The organism is Shewanella sp. SM20, from assembly GCF_025654545.1.
Taxonomy (GTDB): domain Bacteria; phylum Pseudomonadota; class Gammaproteobacteria; order Enterobacterales; family Shewanellaceae; genus Shewanella; species Shewanella oncorhynchi.
Genome location: NZ_JAKKRK010000004.1, coordinates 55,893 through 77,468 on the forward strand (window position 1 = coordinate 55,893; position 21,576 = coordinate 77,468).

The 21,576-nt window shown below is 43.8% G+C and carries 22 protein-coding genes; 11 read left to right on the plus strand and 11 right to left on the minus strand.

What is annotated here, in order from left to right:
* The first annotated feature begins 67 nt into the window (after positions 1-67).
* The 3 genes from L5M18_RS02970 (at position 68) to L5M18_RS02980 (ending at position 3,070) form a co-directional block, all read left to right on the plus strand.
* Positions 68-304 carry a thioredoxin family protein gene (locus L5M18_RS02970; RefSeq protein ID WP_113939188.1) on the plus strand — a complete coding sequence of 79 codons (237 nt, stop codon included), beginning with the start codon at positions 68-70 and terminating at the stop codon, positions 302-304.
* A gap of 339 nt (positions 305-643) precedes the next feature.
* Complete coding sequence (locus L5M18_RS02975; RefSeq protein WP_263145450.1) at positions 644-1,513, plus strand: DUF2927 domain-containing protein; 870 nt, start codon at positions 644-646, stop codon at positions 1,511-1,513.
* Positions 1,514-1,630: 117 nt separating this feature from the next.
* Positions 1,631-3,070 carry an MBL fold metallo-hydrolase RNA specificity domain-containing protein gene (locus L5M18_RS02980; protein WP_105250321.1) on the plus strand — a complete coding sequence of 480 codons (1,440 nt, stop codon included), beginning with the start codon at positions 1,631-1,633 and terminating at the stop codon, positions 3,068-3,070.
* A gap of 194 nt (positions 3,071-3,264) precedes the next feature.
* On the opposite strand, the gene L5M18_RS02985 is transcribed toward L5M18_RS02980, so the two are convergent.
* Positions 3,265-4,620, minus strand: a complete 1,356-nt coding sequence (locus L5M18_RS02985; protein WP_105250320.1) for a flavohemoglobin expression-modulating QEGLA motif protein — start codon at positions 4,618-4,620, stop codon at positions 3,265-3,267.
* Positions 4,621-5,160: 540 nt separating this feature from the next.
* A complete protein-coding gene (locus L5M18_RS02990) occupies positions 5,161-5,337 on the minus strand; it encodes a PA3496 family putative envelope integrity protein (RefSeq protein WP_006079984.1) in 177 nt (58 codons plus the stop codon).
* A 324-nt stretch (positions 5,338-5,661) separates the two neighbouring features.
* Between L5M18_RS02990 and L5M18_RS02995 the strand changes: the two genes are divergently transcribed.
* The 4 genes from L5M18_RS02995 (at position 5,662) to rimK (ending at position 11,056) form a co-directional block, all read left to right on the plus strand.
* On the plus strand, positions 5,662-7,815 hold the full coding sequence (locus L5M18_RS02995; protein WP_263195916.1) for a CHASE domain-containing protein: 2,154 nt from the start codon (positions 5,662-5,664) through the stop codon (positions 7,813-7,815).
* A complete protein-coding gene (locus L5M18_RS03000; protein ID WP_263195917.1) occupies positions 7,812-8,246 on the plus strand; it encodes a response regulator in 435 nt (144 codons plus the stop codon). The genes L5M18_RS02995 and L5M18_RS03000 overlap by 4 nt, the downstream gene beginning before the upstream one ends.
* A 9-nt stretch (positions 8,247-8,255) precedes the next feature.
* On the plus strand, positions 8,256-9,971 hold the full coding sequence (locus L5M18_RS03005; RefSeq protein WP_263195918.1) for a putative bifunctional diguanylate cyclase/phosphodiesterase: 1,716 nt from the start codon (positions 8,256-8,258) through the stop codon (positions 9,969-9,971).
* Between the two features lie 179 nt (positions 9,972-10,150).
* Positions 10,151-11,056 (plus strand): 30S ribosomal protein S6--L-glutamate ligase, encoded by a 906-nt coding sequence (gene rimK / locus L5M18_RS03010; protein ID WP_113939182.1) that lies wholly within the window; start codon positions 10,151-10,153, stop codon positions 11,054-11,056.
* 58 nt (positions 11,057-11,114) lie between these two features.
* Here rimK and L5M18_RS03015 read toward each other — a convergent pair whose 3' ends face one another.
* The 4 genes from L5M18_RS03015 to L5M18_RS03030 form a co-directional block, all read right to left on the minus strand.
* Complete coding sequence (locus L5M18_RS03015; protein WP_263171819.1) at positions 11,115-11,807, minus strand: TorF family putative porin; 693 nt, start codon at positions 11,805-11,807, stop codon at positions 11,115-11,117.
* Positions 11,808-12,098: 291 nt separating this feature from the next.
* Positions 12,099-12,371 carry an HU family DNA-binding protein gene (locus L5M18_RS03020; protein WP_006079990.1) on the minus strand — a complete coding sequence of 91 codons (273 nt, stop codon included), beginning with the start codon at positions 12,369-12,371 and terminating at the stop codon, positions 12,099-12,101.
* Between the two features lie 159 nt (positions 12,372-12,530).
* A complete protein-coding gene (locus tag L5M18_RS03025) occupies positions 12,531-13,328 on the minus strand; it encodes a response regulator (protein ID WP_105250312.1) in 798 nt (265 codons plus the stop codon).
* A gap of 82 nt (positions 13,329-13,410) precedes the next feature.
* The gene (locus L5M18_RS03030; protein WP_105250311.1) at positions 13,411-13,791 is read right to left on the minus strand and encodes a hypothetical protein; all 381 of its coding nucleotides are present in this window, start codon (positions 13,789-13,791) and stop codon (positions 13,411-13,413) included.
* A gap of 127 nt (positions 13,792-13,918) precedes the next feature.
* On the opposite strand from L5M18_RS03030, the gene L5M18_RS03035 reads away from it, so the two are divergent.
* Positions 13,919-14,428, plus strand: a complete 510-nt coding sequence (locus L5M18_RS03035) for a DUF4240 domain-containing protein (protein WP_105250310.1) — start codon at positions 13,919-13,921, stop codon at positions 14,426-14,428.
* Between the two features lie 13 nt (positions 14,429-14,441).
* Here L5M18_RS03035 and L5M18_RS03040 read toward each other — a convergent pair whose 3' ends face one another.
* Positions 14,442-14,756: a hypothetical protein gene (locus L5M18_RS03040; RefSeq protein WP_263195919.1), complete on the minus strand. Its 315-nt coding sequence runs from the start codon at positions 14,754-14,756 to the stop codon at positions 14,442-14,444.
* A 135-nt stretch (positions 14,757-14,891) separates the two neighbouring features.
* Positions 14,892-15,200 carry a hypothetical protein gene (locus tag L5M18_RS03045; RefSeq protein WP_105250308.1) on the minus strand — a complete coding sequence of 103 codons (309 nt, stop codon included), beginning with the start codon at positions 15,198-15,200 and terminating at the stop codon, positions 14,892-14,894.
* A 279-nt stretch (positions 15,201-15,479) separates the two neighbouring features.
* Between L5M18_RS03045 and L5M18_RS03050 the strand changes: the two genes are divergently transcribed.
* The gene (locus L5M18_RS03050) at positions 15,480-16,004 is read left to right on the plus strand and encodes a DUF3016 domain-containing protein (RefSeq protein WP_131523944.1); all 525 of its coding nucleotides are present in this window, start codon (positions 15,480-15,482) and stop codon (positions 16,002-16,004) included.
* Between the two features lie 43 nt (positions 16,005-16,047).
* Here the strand turns inward: L5M18_RS03050 and L5M18_RS03055 are convergent, their stop codons facing one another.
* A complete protein-coding gene (locus L5M18_RS03055; protein ID WP_263195920.1) occupies positions 16,048-17,805 on the minus strand; it encodes a GGDEF domain-containing protein in 1,758 nt (585 codons plus the stop codon).
* 165 nt (positions 17,806-17,970) lie between these two features.
* Positions 17,971-18,279, minus strand: a complete 309-nt coding sequence (locus tag L5M18_RS03060; RefSeq protein WP_263178306.1) for a prephenate dehydrogenase — start codon at positions 18,277-18,279, stop codon at positions 17,971-17,973.
* A 48-nt stretch (positions 18,280-18,327) separates the two neighbouring features.
* Between L5M18_RS03060 and L5M18_RS03065 the strand changes: the two genes are divergently transcribed.
* On the plus strand, positions 18,328-19,230 hold the full coding sequence (locus L5M18_RS03065) for a TraB/GumN family protein (protein WP_263195921.1): 903 nt from the start codon (positions 18,328-18,330) through the stop codon (positions 19,228-19,230).
* Positions 19,231-19,263: 33 nt separating this feature from the next.
* Here the strand turns inward: L5M18_RS03065 and L5M18_RS03070 are convergent, their stop codons facing one another.
* Positions 19,264-20,037, minus strand: coding sequence for a methyltransferase domain-containing protein (locus L5M18_RS03070; protein ID WP_198571971.1), 774 nt, complete (start codon positions 20,035-20,037; stop codon positions 19,264-19,266).
* A gap of 678 nt (positions 20,038-20,715) precedes the next feature.
* Between L5M18_RS03070 and L5M18_RS03075 the strand changes: the two genes are divergently transcribed.
* Positions 20,716-21,546 (plus strand): MaoC/PaaZ C-terminal domain-containing protein, encoded by an 831-nt coding sequence (locus L5M18_RS03075; protein ID WP_081729006.1) that lies wholly within the window; start codon positions 20,716-20,718, stop codon positions 21,544-21,546.
* Positions 21,547-21,576: the final 30 nt, after the last annotated feature.

Consider the following 21,576-nt stretch of genomic DNA (forward strand, 5'->3'; position numbering starts at 1 on the left):
TGTGGCTGCGAGTATGACAGTAGGTTGAGATTTTTAATTTTGCAGCACAGTTCGTTGAGGAAGTAACATGAAACAAGTCAAAGTATTAGGCAGTGGTTGCGCTAAATGTAGCAAAACCGCTGAGATGATTGCGGACATATCAGAAGAAATGGGTGTGGATGTTATTGTAAAAAAGGACACAGATCCTCAAAGCCTATTGAAATTTAAAGTGATGAAAACTCCAGCGGTAGTGATCGATGGTGAGCTCGTACATAGCGGCTCAGTACCGACGCGCGATGAAGTTGAGGGGTGGTTAAGGGACTAGAGCTCGCTGAATAGTTGCACGGATTATGCTCGTTAGAAAGCGCTTAAGCTAAAAATGCACACCATTGTCATCCTGAATCCTTGGCAATGGTGGTGTAATATCATCAGTATACGATTAATGATCGTTAAATATAATGTGTTTAAAAACAATGCATTGATTCTTTGTGTAGTCATTTTATTATGGGGTTTTATTGGCTACGGTTTAGTCGGCATTGCATTATCTGGGCGAGTTTATTAAGTCTATGTCGTAGGAGATTGTTTGCAGATTTCGACTTCTTTTATCAGTATCACTGCTATGATTTTGATTCAGTGACCTCGTCAAGTTGCGGGATGAGTGCCAATGCAAAAGTGGCTTAGGGTATTAACACGTTTCTACAGTTGGTTATTTTTTACTGCACGTCTGTTTCGTTTAGGGCTTTTTCTAACGCTAAGTTTATTCGCTTTGCCTTTGTTTGCTGCTCAAACATCTCCCGAATTAACCCAAGTATTAACGCCCGCTACGGATTGGAAAAACTCCGCTTATATCACCCAAGCATTTAGTGAAGTCGCCCTACAAAATGAGTATGACCTTGCTAAACATAGCGTGCGTAAGTGGCGCATACCGGTACGAGTGTTTATTGAGCATCAAGTGGGTGATAAGGCGCTGCACACTCAATTAGTGTTGATGCACTTAACACACTTAGGCCAGATCACCGGCCTCGATATTCAACGGGTCGATACGCTCTCAGAGGCGAATCTGCACTTAGTGTTTACCCGTCAATCCCTATGGGCAAGTGAGGTGATGCGCTTAATGGGACCTAGCTCGGCGAAAAATGTCCATGGCTCTGTGTGTATGGCAAAGTTTGCTCTCAATTCACGGCAAGAGATTGAACGTGCTTGGATTATTATTCCTGTAGATCAAGCCAAAATGCACGGTAAGTTAGTGGCTTGCGTAGTGGAAGAGATTACCCAAGTGCTTGGTTTACCCAATGATTCAGAGAAAGTATTTCCCTCCATTTTTAACGACAAAACCCCGCAGGACTTACTTACCGGACTCGATTTCATTTTGCTTAAATTACTCTATAGCCCAAGTATTAGCGCTGGAATGACGGCGGCAGAAGTCAAACAGCCTTTGCAGATCTTGCTCGAACAATGGCTGCGCGATGGCACTATTGCTAACGCTGGCAAAACGGTACGTCAAGGTCAGTTGTACCCATTGTTAGGTTATTGATGACTAAGCATTACAGCTAAAGTTGACATTGCTCGCACGTGACTAATTAATCCTTTTTGTTTTAGGAATAAGGGCATAGTCTATCTTTATATGAGATAAACACCTTGGAGGGACACCATGCGAATGACATTGCAGTTTTTAGGGGCGACAGAGGAAGTGACAGGTTCGTGTCATTTACTCTCGGTTGATCATGAACACTTATTGCTCGACTGTGGTTTGATCCAAGGCGGTAAATCTGATGAGTTGCGTAATCATGATCCCTTCGCATTTGATCCTGAGTCTATTTCTGCTGTCGTGCTTAGCCATGCCCATATCGATCATTCTGGGCGTTTACCACTCTTAGTCAAAGCGGGTTTTGATGGGCCTATCTACACCCATAAAGCCACGGCAGAGCTGTGCGCTATCATGCTCAAAGATGCGGCTATGCTGCAGACCCGCGATACCGAAAGAGTCAATAAAAAGCGTGCTAAACATGATCTTGAACCCCTAGAACCGCTATTCACCGTTGAAGATGCTGAACTCGCGATAACTCAATTTGTACCATTGGAATATGGTCAAGTGACTCGCGTTATTCCCCATGTGGATATTTGCCTCTCAGATGCAGGGCATATTTTAGGTTCCGCCTTAGTCGAGTTGTGGTTAGGTGAGGGCAAATCCCAGAAGAAAATCGTCTTCAGTGGCGATCTTGGCCGTGCAGGTATGCCGATTTTACGTAATCCTACCTTAGTGGATACGGCAGATTTAGTCTTAATGGAAAGCACCTATGGCAATCGTTTTCACCGCAGTTGGACGGATACCTTAGCCGAATTGAAAGCCATTTTTGCTAAGACAGTCAACGAGAGCCAAGGCAATATATTGCTCCCTGCTTTTTCGGTTGGACGAGCACAGGAGTTATTATATCTATTTCATTTATATGCTAAAGAATGGGATCTCGGCCGTTGGAAAATCTGCCTAGATAGTCCGATGGCAATTGAGGCGACCCGCGTTTACGTTAATAATTATCCGCTGATGGATGAGGACTTTAAACGCTTTACCCGCCAACATCCTGGGCAGCATCCGCTGTTGTCAAATGTCGAATTTATCCAAACGACCGAAGAGTCGATAGCGCTGAACGACGTGCATAAGGGATTGATCATTATTGCGGGGAGTGGCATGTGTAACGGTGGTCGTATTCGTAGCCACTTAGAGCATAATCTATGGCGTCCAGAATGTGATGTGATTATTTGTGGTTATCAAGCGCTTGGAACACCAGGGCGCGCCCTCGTCGATGGCGCTGAAGAACTGTCTATTCATGGTAACAGCATTAAAGTCGCGGCTAAGTTACACACAGTGGGTGGACTTTCAGCCCATGCGGATCAAGCAGAGTTATTACGTTGGTATCACCATTTTGAAGGCCAGCCGCCGTTAATTTTAGTCCATGGAGAACCCGAGGCGCAGCATGGATTAGTCGATGTGATTAACCAAGATCCTCAGACTAAACCAAAGGCTATAGCAATCGCGACTCAGGGTGACCGATTGGATTTAAATGCGCTGCCGCAGTTAGTGTGGAAGCCTTAAAAGATTTGAAAGTGCAAGTTCAAAAGTTGGGTGGAAATGCCATTATCTTCTACACGTGTGGCAAAGCGAGCTCGCGATGAGTTGTATTTTGAATGTAATGGTGAAGGTTTTTCTATCGAAGATTAGCGTTTAGTTTTATAAAAAAGCTCACATAGTTGTGAGCTTTTTTATTTTAAATCAAGCAGGTTACTGTATTAGTCAGAGTTGTTGTCAAATTCAGTATCATCGAGTAACTCAAAGGTCGGGACGACATTCGGTACGTCTTTAAATAAGCGAGTGAAATGGCGCTGTACACCTTTCAAATCGATTCCTGCTAAACCTGATGCAAAACCAAACCAAGCATAAAGGCCACTAAAGTTATCAAACATAGGCGGTAGATATTTAGGCGTAGTCAGAATGCCCTCTTGGCAAGCTTGGTATAACACGGGGATATCTTCGATCGCCAATTTACCGAGGAATAGCATAGGGATGAGTTCAGGAAGGCCTGAGGTGATGGCGCTGCGGATAAAGTTAATGTTTTCCACATAACCACGCACATAGGAAATATCCTTAGTGAAGAAACTGCCGCCTTCCACCATGCCCCCACGGAAAACCCTTTGAGTGACACGGTAACTGTCTGTCGCACTTAGATTCAATCCTCTGAAATAATTGAATACCTCTATAAAGTCAGCACCATTTTCAGCCATATCGACCGCGGCAACACGGTCACTAATTCGCCGAGCCCGTCCTGGATTTGAGCTTAGCGTCAGCATTTCCAGTAAAACGGCTAGACCTTCTTGGGTTGCTGCTACGCGCGGAGAACCGACACTGAGCCAAGTGGCGTGGGGTTGAGCTCGGCCGTTTAGCGTTGTGCCGACATGCACCCAACCTTCGTGAACTTCATATACATTAAGATCCGATTCGCTGAACATTGCTTTGCTATTGAGCTTAACAGTGTCGCCACCGACTGCAGCGTCAGAGACGATACCGTCACTAAGGCGTACACGCATATCATCGCTATGAAAGTACTTTTCTAAACGTTGGCTGAGCACGTTAACCGCTTCTGGCGCGCTAATAATTTTAGGGTGGTGTTTATTCATGTGCCTCGCCGCGGGCAGCGAGAAAATGTAGCTGAGTTTATCGCCTAACTGGCGCAAGGTATGGCGATCGCCATGCAGTTTATGGCTAGCACTGCCGTACAATTCTTGGCTGAGCTTACCAAAGGTTGGCGTGCCTCTGTTCCCCAACATATCGATGACAAGGCGATACTGATCGACGTTTGCCACTAATATTTTGCCGAGTTTGTCTCGTTTACCCAAACGTCTATGGATGTCCTGCTTTAGGGAGGCTAGCTCAGCTTGGGTTTTAACAGGATCAAAAGGTAAAGCAATGTTTTGATAGAACTCTTGCTTGATAGCCGGAAGTACCGTGCCCTTATTGGATAGAAAACGCTCTTCCATTTCCCGCGGCCATTTAATGGCATCTAAGATTTTTATTGGCGTTTGAATGCGAATTAATTCATCGGAAAAACGGCGTAGATCTTGTTGATATTGGGCTAACGACTCAGACATTCCCGTATATCCTGCAGGTAATTTCAGCGAGAGAGATGTGGCTAATCATAGCCTTAAACCTCATTTATTCATATTGATTCGCAGGCTAGCTGAGAAATATACCGATTAAATAAATTAGCTGTTATCGATTTTGTGAATCATTTTGGTGCACTTGTTACAATTCTAGCGCTATGTCTATGGGACATAAATAAGTAACCATCTGTTTAATAATATTTTATTGATATGACATTAAAGCTGCTTTGTTCTTGATATAGAAATAGATTGATTGGAGCAAAGCATGACAGCGATGAGTTATTTGAGTGTGTTAAGGCTGAATGCTTGTTAATCAAAACTCAAGCCGACAAGAGTGGTAAAAATGACTGTGATGACGCGATTTTAAATCTGGAGGTTAGTGAGCTAAAGCAGAGTCACACCCAGCATTATTGGCTGGGTGAGATATTCGATTTTAGTGGGCCAAAACTCAGTGAGTTCGAAACAAATGATCACCGACTGAGATCATCATCCCATCATTTTGACCACTAGATAGCGAGATAGAATTGGCTAGAAAAAATCGTCATCTCCTAATGCACGTTTTAACTCCGCCCGCTCGAGGTAGTCTTCTAAACGCTTTTTGACTTCGCGTCTATGCTGCATTGCCTCGGCGGCTTTGCTGTTTCTTGGTGTGGTCATTGCCTCAAGTTCAGTATCGTTGGGCACGACTTCAGTAATATGAGCCATAACGAATTCCTCTTGTTGTTCCTAACGACTTTCTAACTAAAAAGAGTATGGTAGAAAAGCAAATAATTTTGTGAGTTAGGGTGAAAAATTCTTCCCGTGAGTCGGATGATTCAGCTTACCGCTGTTTTGCGTAGGCACTAGACTGCAATTGAATATTTGATTAATTTAGTTTTTGCTTATTTTGTGATTAAGAGCACGGTATCGTCATAGATATATTCGCGTTAATTCCGAGTTAAATAGTAGGATAAACTTGAATTTAGTCATAATTACAACAACACTTGTACCTGTGTTTGTTGTTAATCGTTTGCTAGGGAATTGGCTTACATGGACAAGGATCAGTTTTCTAAATCACTCCCCCCATCTAATAATATCTACTTTAGCGTGCTGAGCTCTAGCTGGCTGATGATAGTGGCTGCCTTACTTTTCATGGGGATCTCTTGGTATGTGCTTGAGCACTATCTTAGGGATAGAGGTGAAGAGCGTTTCGAAAATAGCGTTCAAGAATTAACAGAAGCCGTGAATCGCAGAATGCTTGCCTATGAGCAAGTCTTACGTGGTGGCGTTGGCTTATTATTATCCTCGAGTAATGTGACACGTCAGGAATGGCAAACTTATGTCATCAATGCTCATTTATCTGAGTATTACCCAGGTTTTCAAGGTTTTGGCTATGCTCAGTTACTTCAACCTGAAGCATTAAGTGCGCACATCCAACAAGTTCAAGCTGAAGGTTTTAAAGACTATAAAGTTTACCCAGAAGGAACGCGTGATCAGTATTGCGTGATTGTGTACTTAGAACCCTTTGATTGGCGTAATCAAAGAGCCTTGGGTTATGACATGTGCTCCGAGTCTAATCGATATAAAGCCATCACTCGCGCTATTACCACTGGACTGCCGACAGTTTCTGGCAAAGTCGTATTAGTTCAAGATACTTCTGATGATGCGAAAGCGGGCTTTTTAATGTATTTACCGCTTTATCAAGGCACCACAACAACAGAGGCTGAGCGTAAACAGCACGTGTTTGGACTTGTGTATGCAGCGTTTAGGATGGATGACCTCATGCAAGGGATTATGGGGGAGCGATTCTCAGGCTTGAAACTTGCCATTTATGAAAGTCCGCAGGCAAGCGCTGACAGTCTAATGTTTACCAGCAGCAAAGTGGCCCCGAATGAGCAGGATGTGTTTTATCACTCACAGACTGACTTAGTTGGAGGGCAGTTGTGGCGCTTAGACATTTCATCACAATCGCGTTTTATCTCGAGAGCGGAACAGACCCAAGGTATGTGGCTCCAATTTATCGGTTGTGGTTTTATTTTGGCATTGTTTTACTCAGTGTTAATTATGGCGCGTAATCGATATAAGGAGTCTTTACTGACTTCAGAGTTAATTGCTAACGAAAAACGCTTTAGATTAGTAATTGAAGCCTCTCCAAGTGCGCTATTTATGGTGGATAAATCTGGATTTATTACTTTAGTGAATACCCATGCTGAACGTTTGTTCGGCTATACCAGAGACGAGTTACTCGGTCGTTCCATCAATATGTTATTGCCCGAAACCCTAAGGGATGCTCATCAGCAGCACATGAGTAACTATTTAGTGCAGCCTATTGCGAAAAATATGTCGATGCGGGATGACCTGTTTGGCTGTTGTAAAGATGGCAGTCGACTCGCAATTGAAGTGGGGTTGACGCCTATTCATTTTAGTAATGGCATTTCTATTCTCGCGACAATTAACAATGTCTCTGAACGTAAGCGCATTGAAGTTCAGCGTGCAGAACATATGCTTGAGCTTGAGCGTATTAATCAAGAATTAGACAGGTTTGCCTATATTGCTTCCCATGATTTGAAATCCCCCTTACGTGGTATCGAGCAGCTAACCTCTTGGTTATCTGAGGATTTAGTCGATAACACTAATGAAAATGTACAGAAATACCTAGGGCTTATCCAAAGTCGTATTCATCGAATGGTGTTATTACTCGATGGACTATTGATGTTTTCTCGGATTGGTCGTGTCGATACCGAAACCACTGAAGTGAAAAGTCGGCAACTGGTTGAAGACATGTTTGCGCTCGTCGCGCCGCCACAGGGATTTGAATTAGTCCTAAAAGGTGAATTTCCGAATTTTTATACCGTAAGACCATTGTTGGAATTAGTTATACGAAATTTAATCAGTAACGCCATAAAACACCATGACTTAGGTACAGGTGTGATTACGGTTTCATGTGATGCGGTTGATCAGCAGTATCGATTCAGTGTGATAGATGATGGTCCGGGGATATCAAGCTCATATCATGAAAAAGTCTTCGAGATGTTTCAAACACTTAAACCAAGGGATGAAGTTGAAGGCAGTGGTTTAGGATTATCACTTGTGAGAAAAACGGTTGAAAGTTTAGGTGGAGAGATTCAGCTCAAATCGCAGGGCCGAGGTTGTTGTTTTTGCTTTAGTTGGCCTAAGAAAATAGTGAAAAAGGAGCTTCTATGAGCGCAGAAAATCACTATCAACAGGTCACCATTTTATTGGTTGATGACGATGACGTGGATTACATGGCCGTGCAGCGGGCGATGAGACAATTGAGGTTACTCAATCCCTTAGTGCGTGCTCGGGATGGGATCGAAGCATTAACTATTCTAACGAGTTTAGACACGATCAAAGGTCCGTATCTTATTTTGCTGGATCTTAATATGCCAAGAATGAATGGATTTGAGTTCCTTGAGCGAATACGTTCAGATCCTTCTCTTTCTTCGTCTGTCGTTTTTATGCTCACCACGTCGAGTACCGATGAAGATAGGATGAAAGCCTATAGCCATCATGTGGCTGGTTACATGGTTAAAACTGATATGAAAGACGGTTTTAACAATATTTTTAATATGCTTGAAGGTTACTGGCGAATAGTGGAGCTCCCATCCGCATAAGGTGAGTATATGGATTTACTACTGATAGATGATGATGAAGTTGATAGAACTGCGATCATCCGAGCACTCAGACAGTCAAAGTTGACTTTTAATGTGGTCGAAGCAAATTGTGCATTTGATGGTTTAAATCTCGCATTAGAACGTCATTTTGACGGTATTCTATTGGATTATTTATTACCCGATGCTAATGGCTTAGAAGTGTTGATCAAGCTCAATGCCATGACGCAAGATCAGACCGTAGTCGTTATGCTGAGTCGCTATGAAGATGAGAAACTGGCTCAGCGCTGTATTGAACTAGGGGCACAGGACTTCTTGCTTAAAGATGAGGTCAACTCGCGGATACTAACCCGTGCAATTCGTTATGCGAAACAAAGATCTTCAATGGCGTTGGCGTTACGTAATAGTCACCAAAAACTAAAAGAGCTAGCTGAACACGATTCGTTGACTAAGCTGGTTAATCGCTATGGTTTTGAACTTTGTCTTAATCGAGCGATAGCAAGGGCCAAACGTTGTCACGACTATTTAGCCGTTATCTTGCTCGATTTAGATGATTTTAAAGCGATCAATGACACTCTAGGCCATCAGACGGGGGATATTCTTTTAGTTAAAGTAGCCGCTCGATTAAGTGAAGTACTACGAGATGGCGACATTATTGCCCGTTTAGGTGGGGACGAATTTGTCGTGTTAGTCACTGATAATGATTATAAATATTTCCCTATGATTGTGGCTAATCGATTGCTCAAAGTGTTTGAGGACGTATTTTGTCTCGGTGATAACGATGTGCTTATTGGTGCTAGTATCGGTGTGGCTTTTTATAATGAAGCGGCTTCGAATAGTTCTGAGCTGATGAAATGTGCCGATATTGCCATGTATCGCGCTAAAAAAATGGGCCGAAACCAGATTCAGTTCTACTCAGAAGCTTTAGATAAAGAGGTGCGTTACCGTAATCATATCGAGTCGAGTTTGCGTATTGCCTTAAAAAGAAATGAATTTAAGGTTCATTATCAAGCGCAAGTGAATGCGAAAACCCATCAGTTGGTGGGGATGGAAGCCCTTATCCGATGGCAGCATCCTGTAGATGGCATTATCGCCCCAGATCAATTTTTACCCATAGCCGAAGAAATTGGATTAATGGAGGACATTGATGATTGGGTGCTTGAACAAGCTTGTACTCAGGCACAGGTGTGGCTAACCCAATTACAGCCGACAGGGAGAGAATTCACCATTGCCGTTAACCTGTCTGCATCGCAAATTGGAAATGAGAACCTGTTTGATAAAATAGCGAGTACGCTGACTAAGACAGGACTTCCTGCTGTAGCATTAGAGCTTGAAATTACTGAAAATTGCCTTATTGAAGATCCCCATGAACATGCCAAAATGCTCGATAGAATCGCAGAGTTAGGGGTGCGTTTTGCCCTCGATGATTTTGGGACGGGTTTTTCGTCCTTAGAACATATCAAATTATTTCCCATTAGCGTGCTGAAAATCGATAAAAGCTTTGTCGCTTCCTATGATAAGGATGATAAAGACACTCGTTTGCTCGCTGCATTACTTAACTTCGCCCATGGGTTTAATGTCATATCAGTAGCTGAGGGCGTTGAAACAATTGAGCAGGCTGAGTTTTGTACTTCTCGCCATTGTACTGTATTACAAGGTTATTTGTTTTCTCGCCCCTTAGATGCAACGGAGTTTGAGGCTAAGTATATTCTGCCGCTGTTAACTTAAACCGAGTTTCGAGTGTGATAGGTCTTGAAGTATTTCATTAGCATAATGATTTCGTCTGGTGAGGAATATTTTCTTGCTTTACACTGAGCAATAGACAAATATCAGCCCCTTTTTCTGTCGCTGTGCTTTTGGTGCCGCAGAACGGTTTATTCACTCATGCTTAAGTTGGTCACTCAGCAATGAAAATAGGTATTTTATCCCAATTCCCCCAGTTGTATTCAACACAACGCTTAGTCGCGGCTTGCCAAAGTCGTGGACATGAAGCGGTCGTGATCAATACGCTGAATTGCTACATGAATATTAATTCTATTAAACCTAGCATTCATTATGAAGGTACTGAATTAGTTGGGTTTGATGCCATCATTCCGCGTATTCATGCTAGCGTGACTTTTTATGGTTGTGCCGTTGTTCGTCAGTTTGAAATGATGGGCGTATATGCCGCGAATGATTCAATCTCCATTGCGCGTTCGCGGGACAAATTGCGGGCACTGCAACTACTTTCCCGCAAAGGGATTGGCATGCCAGTGACGGGTTTTGCCAATAAGCCAAATGATATCCCAGATCTCATCAATATGGTGGGCGGCGCTCCGTTAGTCATTAAATTACTCGAAGGCACTCAAGGGATTGGTGTCGTACTCGCTGAAACTAAAACGGCTGCTGAGAGCGTGATTGAAGCATTCTTGGGGCTCAAAGCGAATATCTTAGTGCAGGAATACATTAAAGAATCCAATGGTAGTGATATTCGTTGTTTTGTTGTCGGTGACAAGGTTGTTGCTTCGATGAAGCGTCAAGGTCCCGAGGGCGATTTCCGCTCTAATCTGCATTTAGGGGGTTGTGGTGAGGTGGTAAAAATCACCTCTGTTGAGCGTAAAATGGCTATTGCCGCTGTGAAGGCGATGGGATTGGTTGTCGCGGGAGTAGATATTTTACGTTCTAACCGTGGCCCACTGATCCTTGAGGTTAATTCGGCGCCAGGCATTGAAGGGATTGAGCAAACAACAGGGATTTCAGTGACTGAGCCTATTGTTGAATATATTGAGAAAATGGTTGCGGCCCGTAAAACAAACCGGTCAATTATTGCCTAGTAGGTGATGGTGATAAAACGACGCCACTTTTTAAGGTGGCGTTTTTTATGTTTAGAGCTTATAGATCAAAACTGTAGGAATATCCGAGTACTAGTTTGGCATCATCATCGGTGAGATCGGTATCTGAGACCATAAATGACACTGTGCCTATGCTGGTATCTGCGCTGAGAGTCACGTTATAGTCGGCATAATTATCTTCGCCAAACCAAGATTGGACGACATCACCGTTTGAGTAACCATAGTGCACTGATAAATTCAGCTTTTCAGTGAGAGGAACGGATACCGTCGCGGCAAGATAACTGAGATCTTTATTATCTAAAGGATCGGCGGCCAGATCGTCACCGGCATTGATGACTTGGGAGTAAGCAAGTTCGAGCCATTTCCACGTGACAGCAGCATGGAGCTCACCAAAATCAATACTGCCCGGCGCGTCTGGATAGGCGTAGTAGAGATAGCCAAAGTCGTAGCTGATGTCTTCGGTAATACTGCCGCCATAACCTGCATATAGATCAAGCTCGTAGCTAGTATCATCACCAAAATCCACATTCGATGCCCAAGTTCCCGCATAAAATCCAGAATCGTGGCTGTAGTCAAGGCCACCTTGGATTGCGACCGCATCTTTAGTTTGGGTCGCACCGCGCCATAGATAATTAGAGGTACCGCCAATGTTGCCTGATACGGCTGCAAAGGCGTTGCCTGCCAGTAACATTCCCGTCGATAAGGCCAAAACGCTGTACAGTGATTTCTTCATGCTCATCCCCTCGATTGACTTATTTATCGATTCACCATTGGCACACTCAAAGTCAGCTGTGGTCATTAGTGCATCTTGGTTTTTTTCTAAGGAAGGATTTGCTAATCACATGCCACTATTACAATGCCATGTAAAACAAGGTATTAGAACTTTCAATGTTAATGAAATGTTTTTATTTGCCAGTTTGTGGGGCAGAGGCGCACTTTTGTTGTGCACAAAATATTCAGTGCTTCACTGGGATTGGGCAAAAAAAACGCCTCACAATGGAGGCGTTGTATTGAATTTTATAACTTAGTTTACGCTGTCACGTAGGGTTTTACCCGCTTTAAACTTAGGCACTGTCGCTTCAGCAATTTGAATTTCTTTACCCGTTTGTGGGTTACGGCCAGTGCGAGCGGCACGAGTCGCTGTTTCAAAAGAACCGAAACCTACGATGGAGATTTTGTCACCATTTTTCATTGATTCGGTAATAGCTGCTTCAAAAGACTTCAATGCGCGTGCTGCTTCTACTTTCGTTAGATCGGCATTTTCTGCAATTTTGGCGATTAGTTCAGTTTTGTTCATTTTTATTGTCTCTTCTTTCCGTAGATTTATTTGAAATAAGCGTGCCTAACATGCCATAAGGTTTAACACTTGGAAAGCCTTTTGCGTCAAGCGTGCAGCAGGATGTTCAGTAAAGCGCAGAATATTTACTCAGTTCGTGACTTAAGTTTTATTCTGGTTTTATTCTTCTAACAGTTGATAGAGTAATTTTTTAACAAGTTTGGGTTCAAAGGGTTTGTCACATAAGGCATTTACACCCGCTTGGGACACATTGCTGAGGTGGGTATCGTTGGCTTCGGAAGACACCATCAAGATGGGAATGTGCGATTGTTGGCTTTCATTGCGGATAAATTGTGTCAAAGCTAGCCCATCTACACTCGGCATATTGTAATCAGTGATCACTAAGTCGAACATATTGTGTTTCATTAACGCTATGGCTTGCGCGCCATCCTCGGCCTCGGTAATTAGCTTCATCCCTAAGTTACCAATCGTGCGTTTAATGACGTTTCTTGCCATACGGCTATCATCGACCACTAATACACGCACATCTTGTACATCGAAATTACTCAGGTCGAGTTCATCGTGGCTGAGTAAATCAATCGTGGCATTCAATGCTGTACCTAAATGGTCGGCACTGAAGGGTTTAGGTAGAATCGCTACTACACCCGATTGGCGGAATATTTCAAGTTGTTCACGGCGGCACTCACTCGAGACCAGCATAAATTGGATATCTTTGCAGTCAGCGTTGGCCCTTAAGTAGCCCAAGAGATCGATGGCAGTGCCATCATCGAAATGCATGGCGCTCGCAATAAGGTCAGGTTTATGGCGAGCAATAATATCTTTAGCCGCTTCTATGTTTTCTGCGGTTTGAATGCTGAGAATGCCTTCTTGTTGTAAGCGCTGAATAATAATTCGACGCTGTGTCTCTGAAGGTTCTACCAAAAGAATGGAAAGTTCGCTGGGCGATAAATGGCTCATAGTCTACTTCAAGTTAAAAGTCGTAAGTATTTTACTGGGTCGCTAAGCTACGCTGTTGATAACAGCTTAGCAGCAAAGTCCATTACTGAGTTTGGCGGGTCAAATAGTGTCTCGTGACCTTAGAAAATGCGATCCAATACTGCACGAGTAAAATAACAATAATGCTCACTGTGAGTGGCAACATAGGAATGTTGTGGCCAGAAACAACCACTTTTACATCCTCAGGGGTAATGCGATAGGCAATAATTGCTGTAATCCCCAGAGCCGAGAATCCTAAGGTTTGCATGCCAATATAAATCTTCAACACTAAGCTAGACCATGGCGCCCGTATGAGTATGCCAACGAGAACGGGGAGGACACCTAGGGTGAATACATCTAGGGATTGAGTCATCACAGTACGCCAAAGTGCAGCAATGCTGAAGAGGCAATATAACGTGATCAGTAGTATAAGACGTTTAGGCATAGATTGAAGTGCACACCAGTAGCAAAGAAGATGAGCAAGTGTAGGAAATGCCCTAATCCGAGTCCAGTATAACCGTAATATCGTGTAGAATATGCCTTTTTGCTAGAGGCTCTAATAGGTGACGTTTATGACAGAAGTTGAGTTTTGGGGTTTAGTCACGCGAACGGAAGCGGCGCAATCACAGGAGTCTTTGACTCAAGCACTGAAGCAGAAACTTGCCGAATTGAGTAATGAAGAGTTAAAAGCTTTCGATAAAATCTTTGGTCAGCAGATGCGCCGTAGTTATCTGTGGTCTGTTTGGGGGGCGGCTTACATTATTACGGGCTGTGATTCTGAATATGCTTTTGCCGAGTTTAGGTGTTTTTTGATTTCACTCGGTAAAGAAATTTTCGAAGGTGTGGTTAATCAGCCTGACACCCTAGCACGTTTAGCCGCTTGGCCAGAGCGAGATGCCTATGCTTACCCTTTTGTAGATGAATACGACCTTATCGCAGGGCAATTATACGAAGATAGAACCAGTGAGGAACTGCCCTTTATGCCATCGGGCAAGGCGACGCCCGCGGGTAAAAAATTTAGCACTAAGCCCAAGGATTTAAAGCGGCAATACCCTGAGCTGAGTGCCCGTTTTCCATTTTAGTCTTGGCAATACCTTATGAGCGTAAGCAAGCGTTGGTAGTGACATCGAAGGTCATGCCGTATTTAGGGCAGATGTCGCTCATAAACTCATGTTCTTGCGCGGTTAATTGTTGACTAAAATCTTGCTTAAGCTGCTCAGTCATTTGATGTTCAGCCGCATTTTGCATCTGAGCCAATTTGCTCAAATGAGTGTTAACTGCCTGTTGCTGGCTGATGGTCAATGGCGCAGCTTGGCTTGAAATACTTACGCTAGTTCCGATTGTCAGCAGTGCCAATAAAGCGAGTTTTGGTGAATATGGGTTGAATAGATAAGCCGTTTTTAGGTTCATAGGTAAGCTCCAAGTTAAAAATTACGTTTAACACGTTAGTTCTAAATCGTGCATCCTTAGACGGTAAAGAAAACGAGTTGTACTGTGAGGAGCGGAGTTTATTGTATAAATATTGAACCTATGCTGAATGGTTAGTTAGTGCTCATTCTTCATTTCTTCGCATTGAAATCCTTGCTTACGAGTATCGAACTGGCACATAGATCCACATTCCCAAGGCACATTGTCGTAGAAGGCAGATTGTTCGCGTGCAAAATCGCGGCAAGTATTATAGCTGTCAAAGTTATCGGTTTTTTTATACTTTCCTGAATCATAGCCATGGTTGTAGATAAAGGCTGACCAAGTTTTAGGGCCAGTATTTTTGTCACTCGGGGAGATAAACCAAATCGCACTTACGACGCAGGTAAACAGGATAAGAATGAACACAGGTACAACAGGGAATTTCATTTTTTATTAAGTGGGCAATGTAAACAATAGCGGAAGGATAACGCTTTTTTTGTCGTTATGCGCGTGAAATGTTCACAAATTGATAACTATGCACTTACTTGGTGCAATTCCGATACAAAAAGATACGTATTGGTTGTGGTGGTTAAATAATATTTACTTAATTATACAAAAGCTTACGGCACATTTGCTGTACTTATATCAGTTTTGCGTTAAGCTCTAGTTCAGGTTAGATTTTGTACTGTAGTTCTCAAGAAAGTTATTTAGGCCTTGGAGGCAAACATGAAAATTCAGTCCCTTTTACTCGCAGGTGTATTAAGTTGCAGTGCGGCTTGGGCGGCCGATGAAGCGCCTGTGGATCCCGTCACCGAAGATGGTGTGGTTAAAATTGTTTGGCAAAGTCCTAAAGATTATCGCGATATAAAATCATCAGGGGAGCTCCAATCCCGTTATGAGAAGCGCTTATTTGAGACCTTAACTGAAAACATCAATAAAGAAGCCGCGAAGATTTTAAAGCCAAATCAAAAGCTTGAAATGACCATTACCGATGTTGATCTGGCGGGTGATATGCGTCCAACATTTGGTGCGACCGCCAATGATTTACGCATTATCAAAGACATTTATCCGCCGCGTATGACTTTTTCTTATCAAGTCATGGAAAACGATAAAGTGATTATCGCGGGCGATGAAAAACTGTCGAATATGGGGTTCATGGATGGGATCCAATCTTTAAATGATAAACCTTTTATGTATGAAACCAAAATGTTAACCGAGTGGTTAAAGAAGACGATTGCCCCACAACTTTAATGACTCATATCGGTTGCTAATGCTGAGGATTTAAGTTGTTTAGCTATGCCGTTAGTGCCTGAGTGCCGATAATTAGATGATTTTCTAACAGGTAAAATCCGTTATTTGCGGATTTTGCCTGTTTTTTTGCCCTAGCGCTTAAGGTAGATAGACTATGTTCATGGGCGTTAAAGGTGAGTGCTGGTGGTAAAATGCCTACACACAGACTGATCAATTGATGGTAACAGGCTTCACCTTTTCTATCGTCGGCGAGCATTTCTTGGGCCTGCCAGTGCTCGGCGCTATAAAACAAATGCTTATGGGTTTCAAAATCCGCTAGAATTCGCTGGCAACGGCTGATCATATGCTCACAGGTGCTGATAATTACAAAGTCATCGCCGCCGACATGGCCAACAAAGCAATTGTCGCTTTTATACTTCAGTAACAGATTCGCCACTTCACAAATCACTTCATCGCCACGGCAAAATCCATAAATATCGTTATAGGGCTTAAAGTTACACAGATCAAAATAGGCTAGATAAAAATGTTTCTTTTGGATCTTAAGGCGTTTTAATTCCTCTTGAATGGGCACATTACCCGGCAAGTCTGTAAGAGGATTCGCATGGCGCGCCATCTTAATTCTGTGCTCTGTGATCCTTTGTAGCAAATCCTTGGTATGGCCTATGCCGAGTAGTTTACCACGGCGAAGGATAATGAACTGTTGCGCTACCGTATTAGCACTCTCTGAGGTCAGTAATTGACTTACGGTGGATAACGGTTCGTTGGCCTCAATCTGGATGACTTGCGGGTCCATTACTTCACTCACAGCATGATTTTCATGTAAGGCGCGACCATAGGGTGTGCTGAAGAGTTCAAGTAAGGTCGCGCGGCTGATAATACCGAGTGGCAACTGGTTATCGACCACTACAACCGCCTGTAATGCAGGTTGCGAGATAAAGGTGTCACTTAAAAATTTGAGTTTAAGTGTGGGCACTACGGTTATGGCGCTCGTGCACAGGCTCTCGGCCGATTCGCTGTATCTAGGTTGAATTTGAGTATTGCTTGGCACTAAGGTCGCTTTCATCGCGCGGCAGGGGAGTACTTCTGGACGACCGAGTAAGTAGCCTTGGCAATAGACGATACCCAGTTGTTTGAGTACGGCTAATTCCTCTTGCGTTTCAATTCCTTCGGCTATCACTTTGCAGGTTAAACTTTGGCATAACTCCACAATCGAGCGGACAAATTCCTGTTTGACGGGAGTCGAATCAATCTGATGGATAAAGTGACGGTCGATTTTGACATAGTCGGGTGACAATTCTGACCAGAGTCTCAGACCCGAATAACCTGCACCTAAGTCATCGATCGCTGTTAAAAAACCTTGGCTACGATAGTGATTCAAGCAGGATTTGAGTAAATCGATATCATCGGCGGGATATTGCTCTGAAAGTTCAATCACAACCTGTGATGGCGCTATGCCGAGTTGTTGCAGCAGTTGTAAGGTCATGCCCTTGGGGTGGGCAGGATCTAATAATGCCTTGGGCGAGATATTGATAAACAGCTTGCCTTGAAACTGACGCAACTTAAATTGCTCGAGTGAAATACGGCGACAAAGGGTTTCTAGCTCGCTTAATTTACCTTGATGTTCGGCGGTCTGAAATAGCGGGACTGGGGAGTATAACGGGCTGTGTTCAGGGCCACGGCTTAACGCCTCAAAACCATGAATTTTATGTTCTAATATATTGAAAATTGGCTGAAATAAGGGACTGATTGCCGCTTTAGAGATTATTTTATCGAGCTCTTTAGCCAGATCTAAACTTGTCATTACGTCAGCCCCTTCGTCTATGTGAGCGGAGTCTATGACTTAGAAATGACAAAATGATGACAGTTTTGGGGAAGCTTAGTGCTATCTATCTGTGTTGGTGGGCTTGATTAGATATACCATGGAAAGAGCTGAAATCTAAGGTGAGTTCCAGCTCCTAATCTCGGTTTAGCTTTGCTTCTTAAAGGCCTGCAATGTTTGCAGTAATGCGCCTAACTGACGCACATAGGTTTCGAGTTCTTTAGGATCGAGCGTTTGATGTCCTTCCATGCGAGTTAAGTCATCGACCAACTCTTGCACATAGGGCAGAAAGCGATTACTCGAAGCGATAAAACCTTGTTCTGCCGTGAATATGCTGGTGAAGTTTCCATGGCCAGCTTTCTTTAGTTCATCTAACTTAGCGTCGGCGTCTATGGCTTGGCGATAGGCGATTTGAAGATTTTCTTTCAGTTGCTCTATAACCTTGGTATGTGGCATAACAGCGTCTCATTGCAAAATTTGCAGGAATTATAAGGGGCAAAGGATATGGCAACAAGCCAATGGCGACTAATTGCATCAATCAGTTTTCTGGCGTTAGCGGGTTTGAGCGCAAAAGTGGTGGGTGCAGAAACCGATAAACCACCATTTTATCAAGTGCAATGGCAAGGCAAGAGTGCGTATTTACTGGGTTCGATTCATATTGGACGTGCCGACTTTTATCCTTTACCCACCCAAATTGAAATCGCGTTGGGTAAAGCTAAGGGCTTAGTTGTAGAAGTCGATATCAATAAAGTCGATAGCACAGCCTTACTGCAACAATACGGCCGCGCCGATAAAACTAAGGGTTTAGATTGGCAGAGCCGAGATAAGCAAACGGTCGAGAGCATGACGCCCTATTGCGCGGCCACGGCAAATGTTTGCCAGTCGATTCAATCTTTCGCACCTTGGCTGCAGGCTACTCAAGTTAACTTGTTGCGTTATAACAACTTAGGTTATAGCACGGATTATGGCGTTGATATGCAGTTGATGGCTCGATATGCGACTTTGCCTGTGTATCCGTTGGAAACCGCCGAGTCACAATTTCAATTGTTAGCGTCTTTTAATAGCCAAGAGCAGTGGTCTATGGTGCGTGAGGCGATTAGCGCATCGGATGCGGAGCTTTTATCGTTAATAACGGCTTGGCGTTCAGGTAATGAAACTGAGCTTGATTCCATAATGCAGGAGCAAATGGGCGGCGAGGGCGACACTAAAATGCTAGAGAAAATCCTCTGGCAGCGAAACCATGTGATGGCCGATGGCATTATAAAATTAATGGGCTCGACTGACGTGACTTCACCTTTGTTTGTGGTGGTTGGCGCTGGCCATGTGGTGGGGGATAAAAGCGTGGTGCAATTGCTAGAGCAAGCAGGCGCCAAAGTGAGCGCCTGCTGGAAACAGACTTGTCAGTAATCGTTTAGGCAGCGCGTTTGTAACGACGCGCGTTCACACTGCAAAGCTTTGCCCTAAAAAGTGCACATATCGGCCGAGGGAAATATAGGGTTCGCGTTGCGAGTACTCCAGCTCCATTTGTAGCAGCTTGTGATAGTCGAAATCCGCGGGCTGACTCTTTTTCAAATAGTCGTGGATTACACGCACGCCAGACTGGCTGATGAGTGACATTTGCCATTCGCTAAACCAATCTTTAACTTCTTGAATATAAAGTGGATGAGTAGGAGTTAGTCGCACTTTCTTCTTCACTTTTAAATCAGCGGCGACGTAATCGAAATTGCCCGACACTAAAGCATGAAAGCGCATGGCTTCTTTGTTGTAAAACATCAAAGAGAATAATCCGCCGGGTTTTAGCATAGTAAGTAAACCCGCTACGGTGGGCTTCGCATCCGTTAACCATTCGACGACTGCATGACACAGTATGATATCGAAATAGCCATGGTTATCGACCGATAATGCTTGGATAGGCGCATGGATAAGCTGGATAGCTAATGGTTCAGGGGAGGCATCAATTTGTTCTTTGGCTTGAGCCAGCATCTCAGCAGAGATATCGCAGAGTACAACTTCGTGGCCGAGGCGCGCTAATCTTTGGCTAAAATAACCAAAACCACCGCCCGCATCTAATACTCTGAGTTTTTTATCCCCCAGTTTTGCCAGCGCGGGGACGAGGTCGCGCCATAGCACTGCGGCACGTATTTCGCCCTTGGGCGTACCATAGATGTTTTTCGCAAACTTTTGCGCGAGCTTATCAAAATTCTTATCTTGCACGTGATAACTAGGTTAAGGAGAGTGGAACGATAGTGTGGCACAGTCGTAAATTTTTCGCACTCTGGAGATGTTATTGCCGAGTTGAGATGGATAAATTTGCATCGTTAATTCTTAATGTATTGATTTTATTAGTAGTAATTATTCCTACTAAACTTAGGGATACACAGAACTCAGTGCTCTGGGTTATAATCACGCCGTTTTCGCCAAACCTGACTCTATATACCCAAGCGACCTGAAGATACGAGTTTCAGAGCGCCTAGGGTGCTTCAATTCAAGGCGCATCAATGACAGAATGTCGGCCACCTTTTGAATTGATGCAACACGGAAGTGAAGTGCCCTAGGCGCTCCGTCCCGGCGGGTTTTAACGCACTTTATGCTGTGTTGGTTATTTTGAACTTAGTCCACTAGGTCCGCAAATAACCGCCTTGCCTAAAGTGCGTTAAATTCCCGTTGAATCCTGCATTTTCAGGTTGTTTGGGTATAGTTGTCCATTCGGAGAGTCAGCATCAGCCCTTATTAAGACGCAGCACTGCCTGTTTTACACTCGTTATCAGCTTGATTGATCAGACGTTACTCGTCTGTGCGGGGTAATTTATGGCAATGTATTTTTGTGCCAAGGGATAGTTAATTAAAAGGTACTCAGACTTGAATAATGCATATTGTGTTGAATTGAACGCGATGCCGTCGCTGTTTTCTCTTTATCGCAAGATCTTCTTTGGCCGTAAGCCAGGTTGGGATCAACAGCCGTTGCCCCAAATCAAGGTGACCGCGCCGCATGTGACTGTGTCTGAAGCTAAAGTAAGCCAATATGCGCAGGTGTGTGGTTTTCAATTTGACGGTAAAGTTCTACCGCCAACCTATCTCTACGTGATGGCATTTCGCCTGCATGCGGTGATTTTTACCCACGATGGGATCACTTTCCCACTGCTTGGCATGATCCACCTTAAGAATCGTATTCAAGTGTATCGGCCTGTGACGGTTGACGAGACTTTCTCCCTTGAGTGCGCTTTGACCACGAGCCGCGAGACGGATTCTGGCTTAGAGTTTGAATTTGTGTCTAAGGCGTTTGTCGGTGAAGAACTCGTCTGGGAATCATTATCCACCTATTTATATCGTATCGATGTTGCTGGGCGTCGCGTTCGCCCACCTAAAGCCATTGATATGGCATGGGAAACACCACAAAGCTGGAGTTTGAGTGAAGATTTAGGTCGTCGTTATGCTAAGGCATCTGGCGACTATAACTTGATCCATCTGCATCCCGTGCTTTCAAAGCGTTTTGGCTTTGATCGAGTGCTCGCCCATGGCATGTGGTCTAAGGCCCGTTGTTTAGCAGAGTTGATGCCAAGTATTGGCGATCGTCCATTCACTGTGGATGTGACCTTTAAGCTGCCACTCTTGATGCCTGCCGATGTTGGATTTGGCTATGAGCAGAATGCTAATAATATGGTATTTGAATTACGTGACAGCAAAGGCCGTCGCCCCCATTTAAGTGGCGATGTGCAGTTTTAAGCCGCACTCAATAATACATACAACAACGGC

What these genes read in the sequence shown, in the direction of transcription:
- L5M18_RS02970 (WP_113939188.1), top strand. Translation starts at nt 68, where the DNA reads ATGAAACAAGTCAAAGTATTAGGCAGTGGTTGCGCTAAATGTAGCAAA.
- L5M18_RS02975 (WP_263145450.1), top strand. Translation starts at nt 644, where the DNA reads ATGCAAAAGTGGCTTAGGGTATTAACACGTTTCTACAGTTGGTTATTT.
- L5M18_RS02980 (WP_105250321.1), top strand. Translation starts at nt 1,631, where the DNA reads ATGCGAATGACATTGCAGTTTTTAGGGGCGACAGAGGAAGTGACAGGT.
- L5M18_RS02985 (WP_105250320.1), bottom strand. Translation starts at nt 4,620, where the DNA reads ATGTCTGAGTCGTTAGCCCAATATCAACAAGATCTACGCCGTTTTTCC.
- L5M18_RS02990 (WP_006079984.1), bottom strand. Translation starts at nt 5,337, where the DNA reads ATGGCTCATATTACTGAAGTCGTGCCCAACGATACTGAACTTGAGGCA.
- L5M18_RS02995 (WP_263195916.1), top strand. Translation starts at nt 5,662, where the DNA reads ATGGACAAGGATCAGTTTTCTAAATCACTCCCCCCATCTAATAATATC.
- L5M18_RS03000 (WP_263195917.1), top strand. Translation starts at nt 7,812, where the DNA reads ATGAGCGCAGAAAATCACTATCAACAGGTCACCATTTTATTGGTTGAT.
- L5M18_RS03005 (WP_263195918.1), top strand. Translation starts at nt 8,256, where the DNA reads ATGGATTTACTACTGATAGATGATGATGAAGTTGATAGAACTGCGATC.
- rimK (WP_113939182.1), top strand. Translation starts at nt 10,151, where the DNA reads ATGAAAATAGGTATTTTATCCCAATTCCCCCAGTTGTATTCAACACAA.
- L5M18_RS03015 (WP_263171819.1), bottom strand. Translation starts at nt 11,807, where the DNA reads ATGAAGAAATCACTGTACAGCGTTTTGGCCTTATCGACGGGAATGTTA.
- L5M18_RS03020 (WP_006079990.1), bottom strand. Translation starts at nt 12,371, where the DNA reads ATGAACAAAACTGAACTAATCGCCAAAATTGCAGAAAATGCCGATCTA.
- L5M18_RS03025 (WP_105250312.1), bottom strand. Translation starts at nt 13,328, where the DNA reads ATGAGCCATTTATCGCCCAGCGAACTTTCCATTCTTTTGGTAGAACCT.
- L5M18_RS03030 (WP_105250311.1), bottom strand. Translation starts at nt 13,791, where the DNA reads ATGCCTAAACGTCTTATACTACTGATCACGTTATATTGCCTCTTCAGC.
- L5M18_RS03035 (WP_105250310.1), top strand. Translation starts at nt 13,919, where the DNA reads ATGACAGAAGTTGAGTTTTGGGGTTTAGTCACGCGAACGGAAGCGGCG.
- L5M18_RS03040 (WP_263195919.1), bottom strand. Translation starts at nt 14,756, where the DNA reads ATGAACCTAAAAACGGCTTATCTATTCAACCCATATTCACCAAAACTC.
- L5M18_RS03045 (WP_105250308.1), bottom strand. Translation starts at nt 15,200, where the DNA reads ATGAAATTCCCTGTTGTACCTGTGTTCATTCTTATCCTGTTTACCTGC.
- L5M18_RS03050 (WP_131523944.1), top strand. Translation starts at nt 15,480, where the DNA reads ATGAAAATTCAGTCCCTTTTACTCGCAGGTGTATTAAGTTGCAGTGCG.
- L5M18_RS03055 (WP_263195920.1), bottom strand. Translation starts at nt 17,805, where the DNA reads ATGACAAGTTTAGATCTGGCTAAAGAGCTCGATAAAATAATCTCTAAA.
- L5M18_RS03060 (WP_263178306.1), bottom strand. Translation starts at nt 18,279, where the DNA reads ATGCCACATACCAAGGTTATAGAGCAACTGAAAGAAAATCTTCAAATC.
- L5M18_RS03065 (WP_263195921.1), top strand. Translation starts at nt 18,328, where the DNA reads ATGGCAACAAGCCAATGGCGACTAATTGCATCAATCAGTTTTCTGGCG.
- L5M18_RS03075 (WP_081729006.1), top strand. Translation starts at nt 20,716, where the DNA reads ATGCCGTCGCTGTTTTCTCTTTATCGCAAGATCTTCTTTGGCCGTAAG.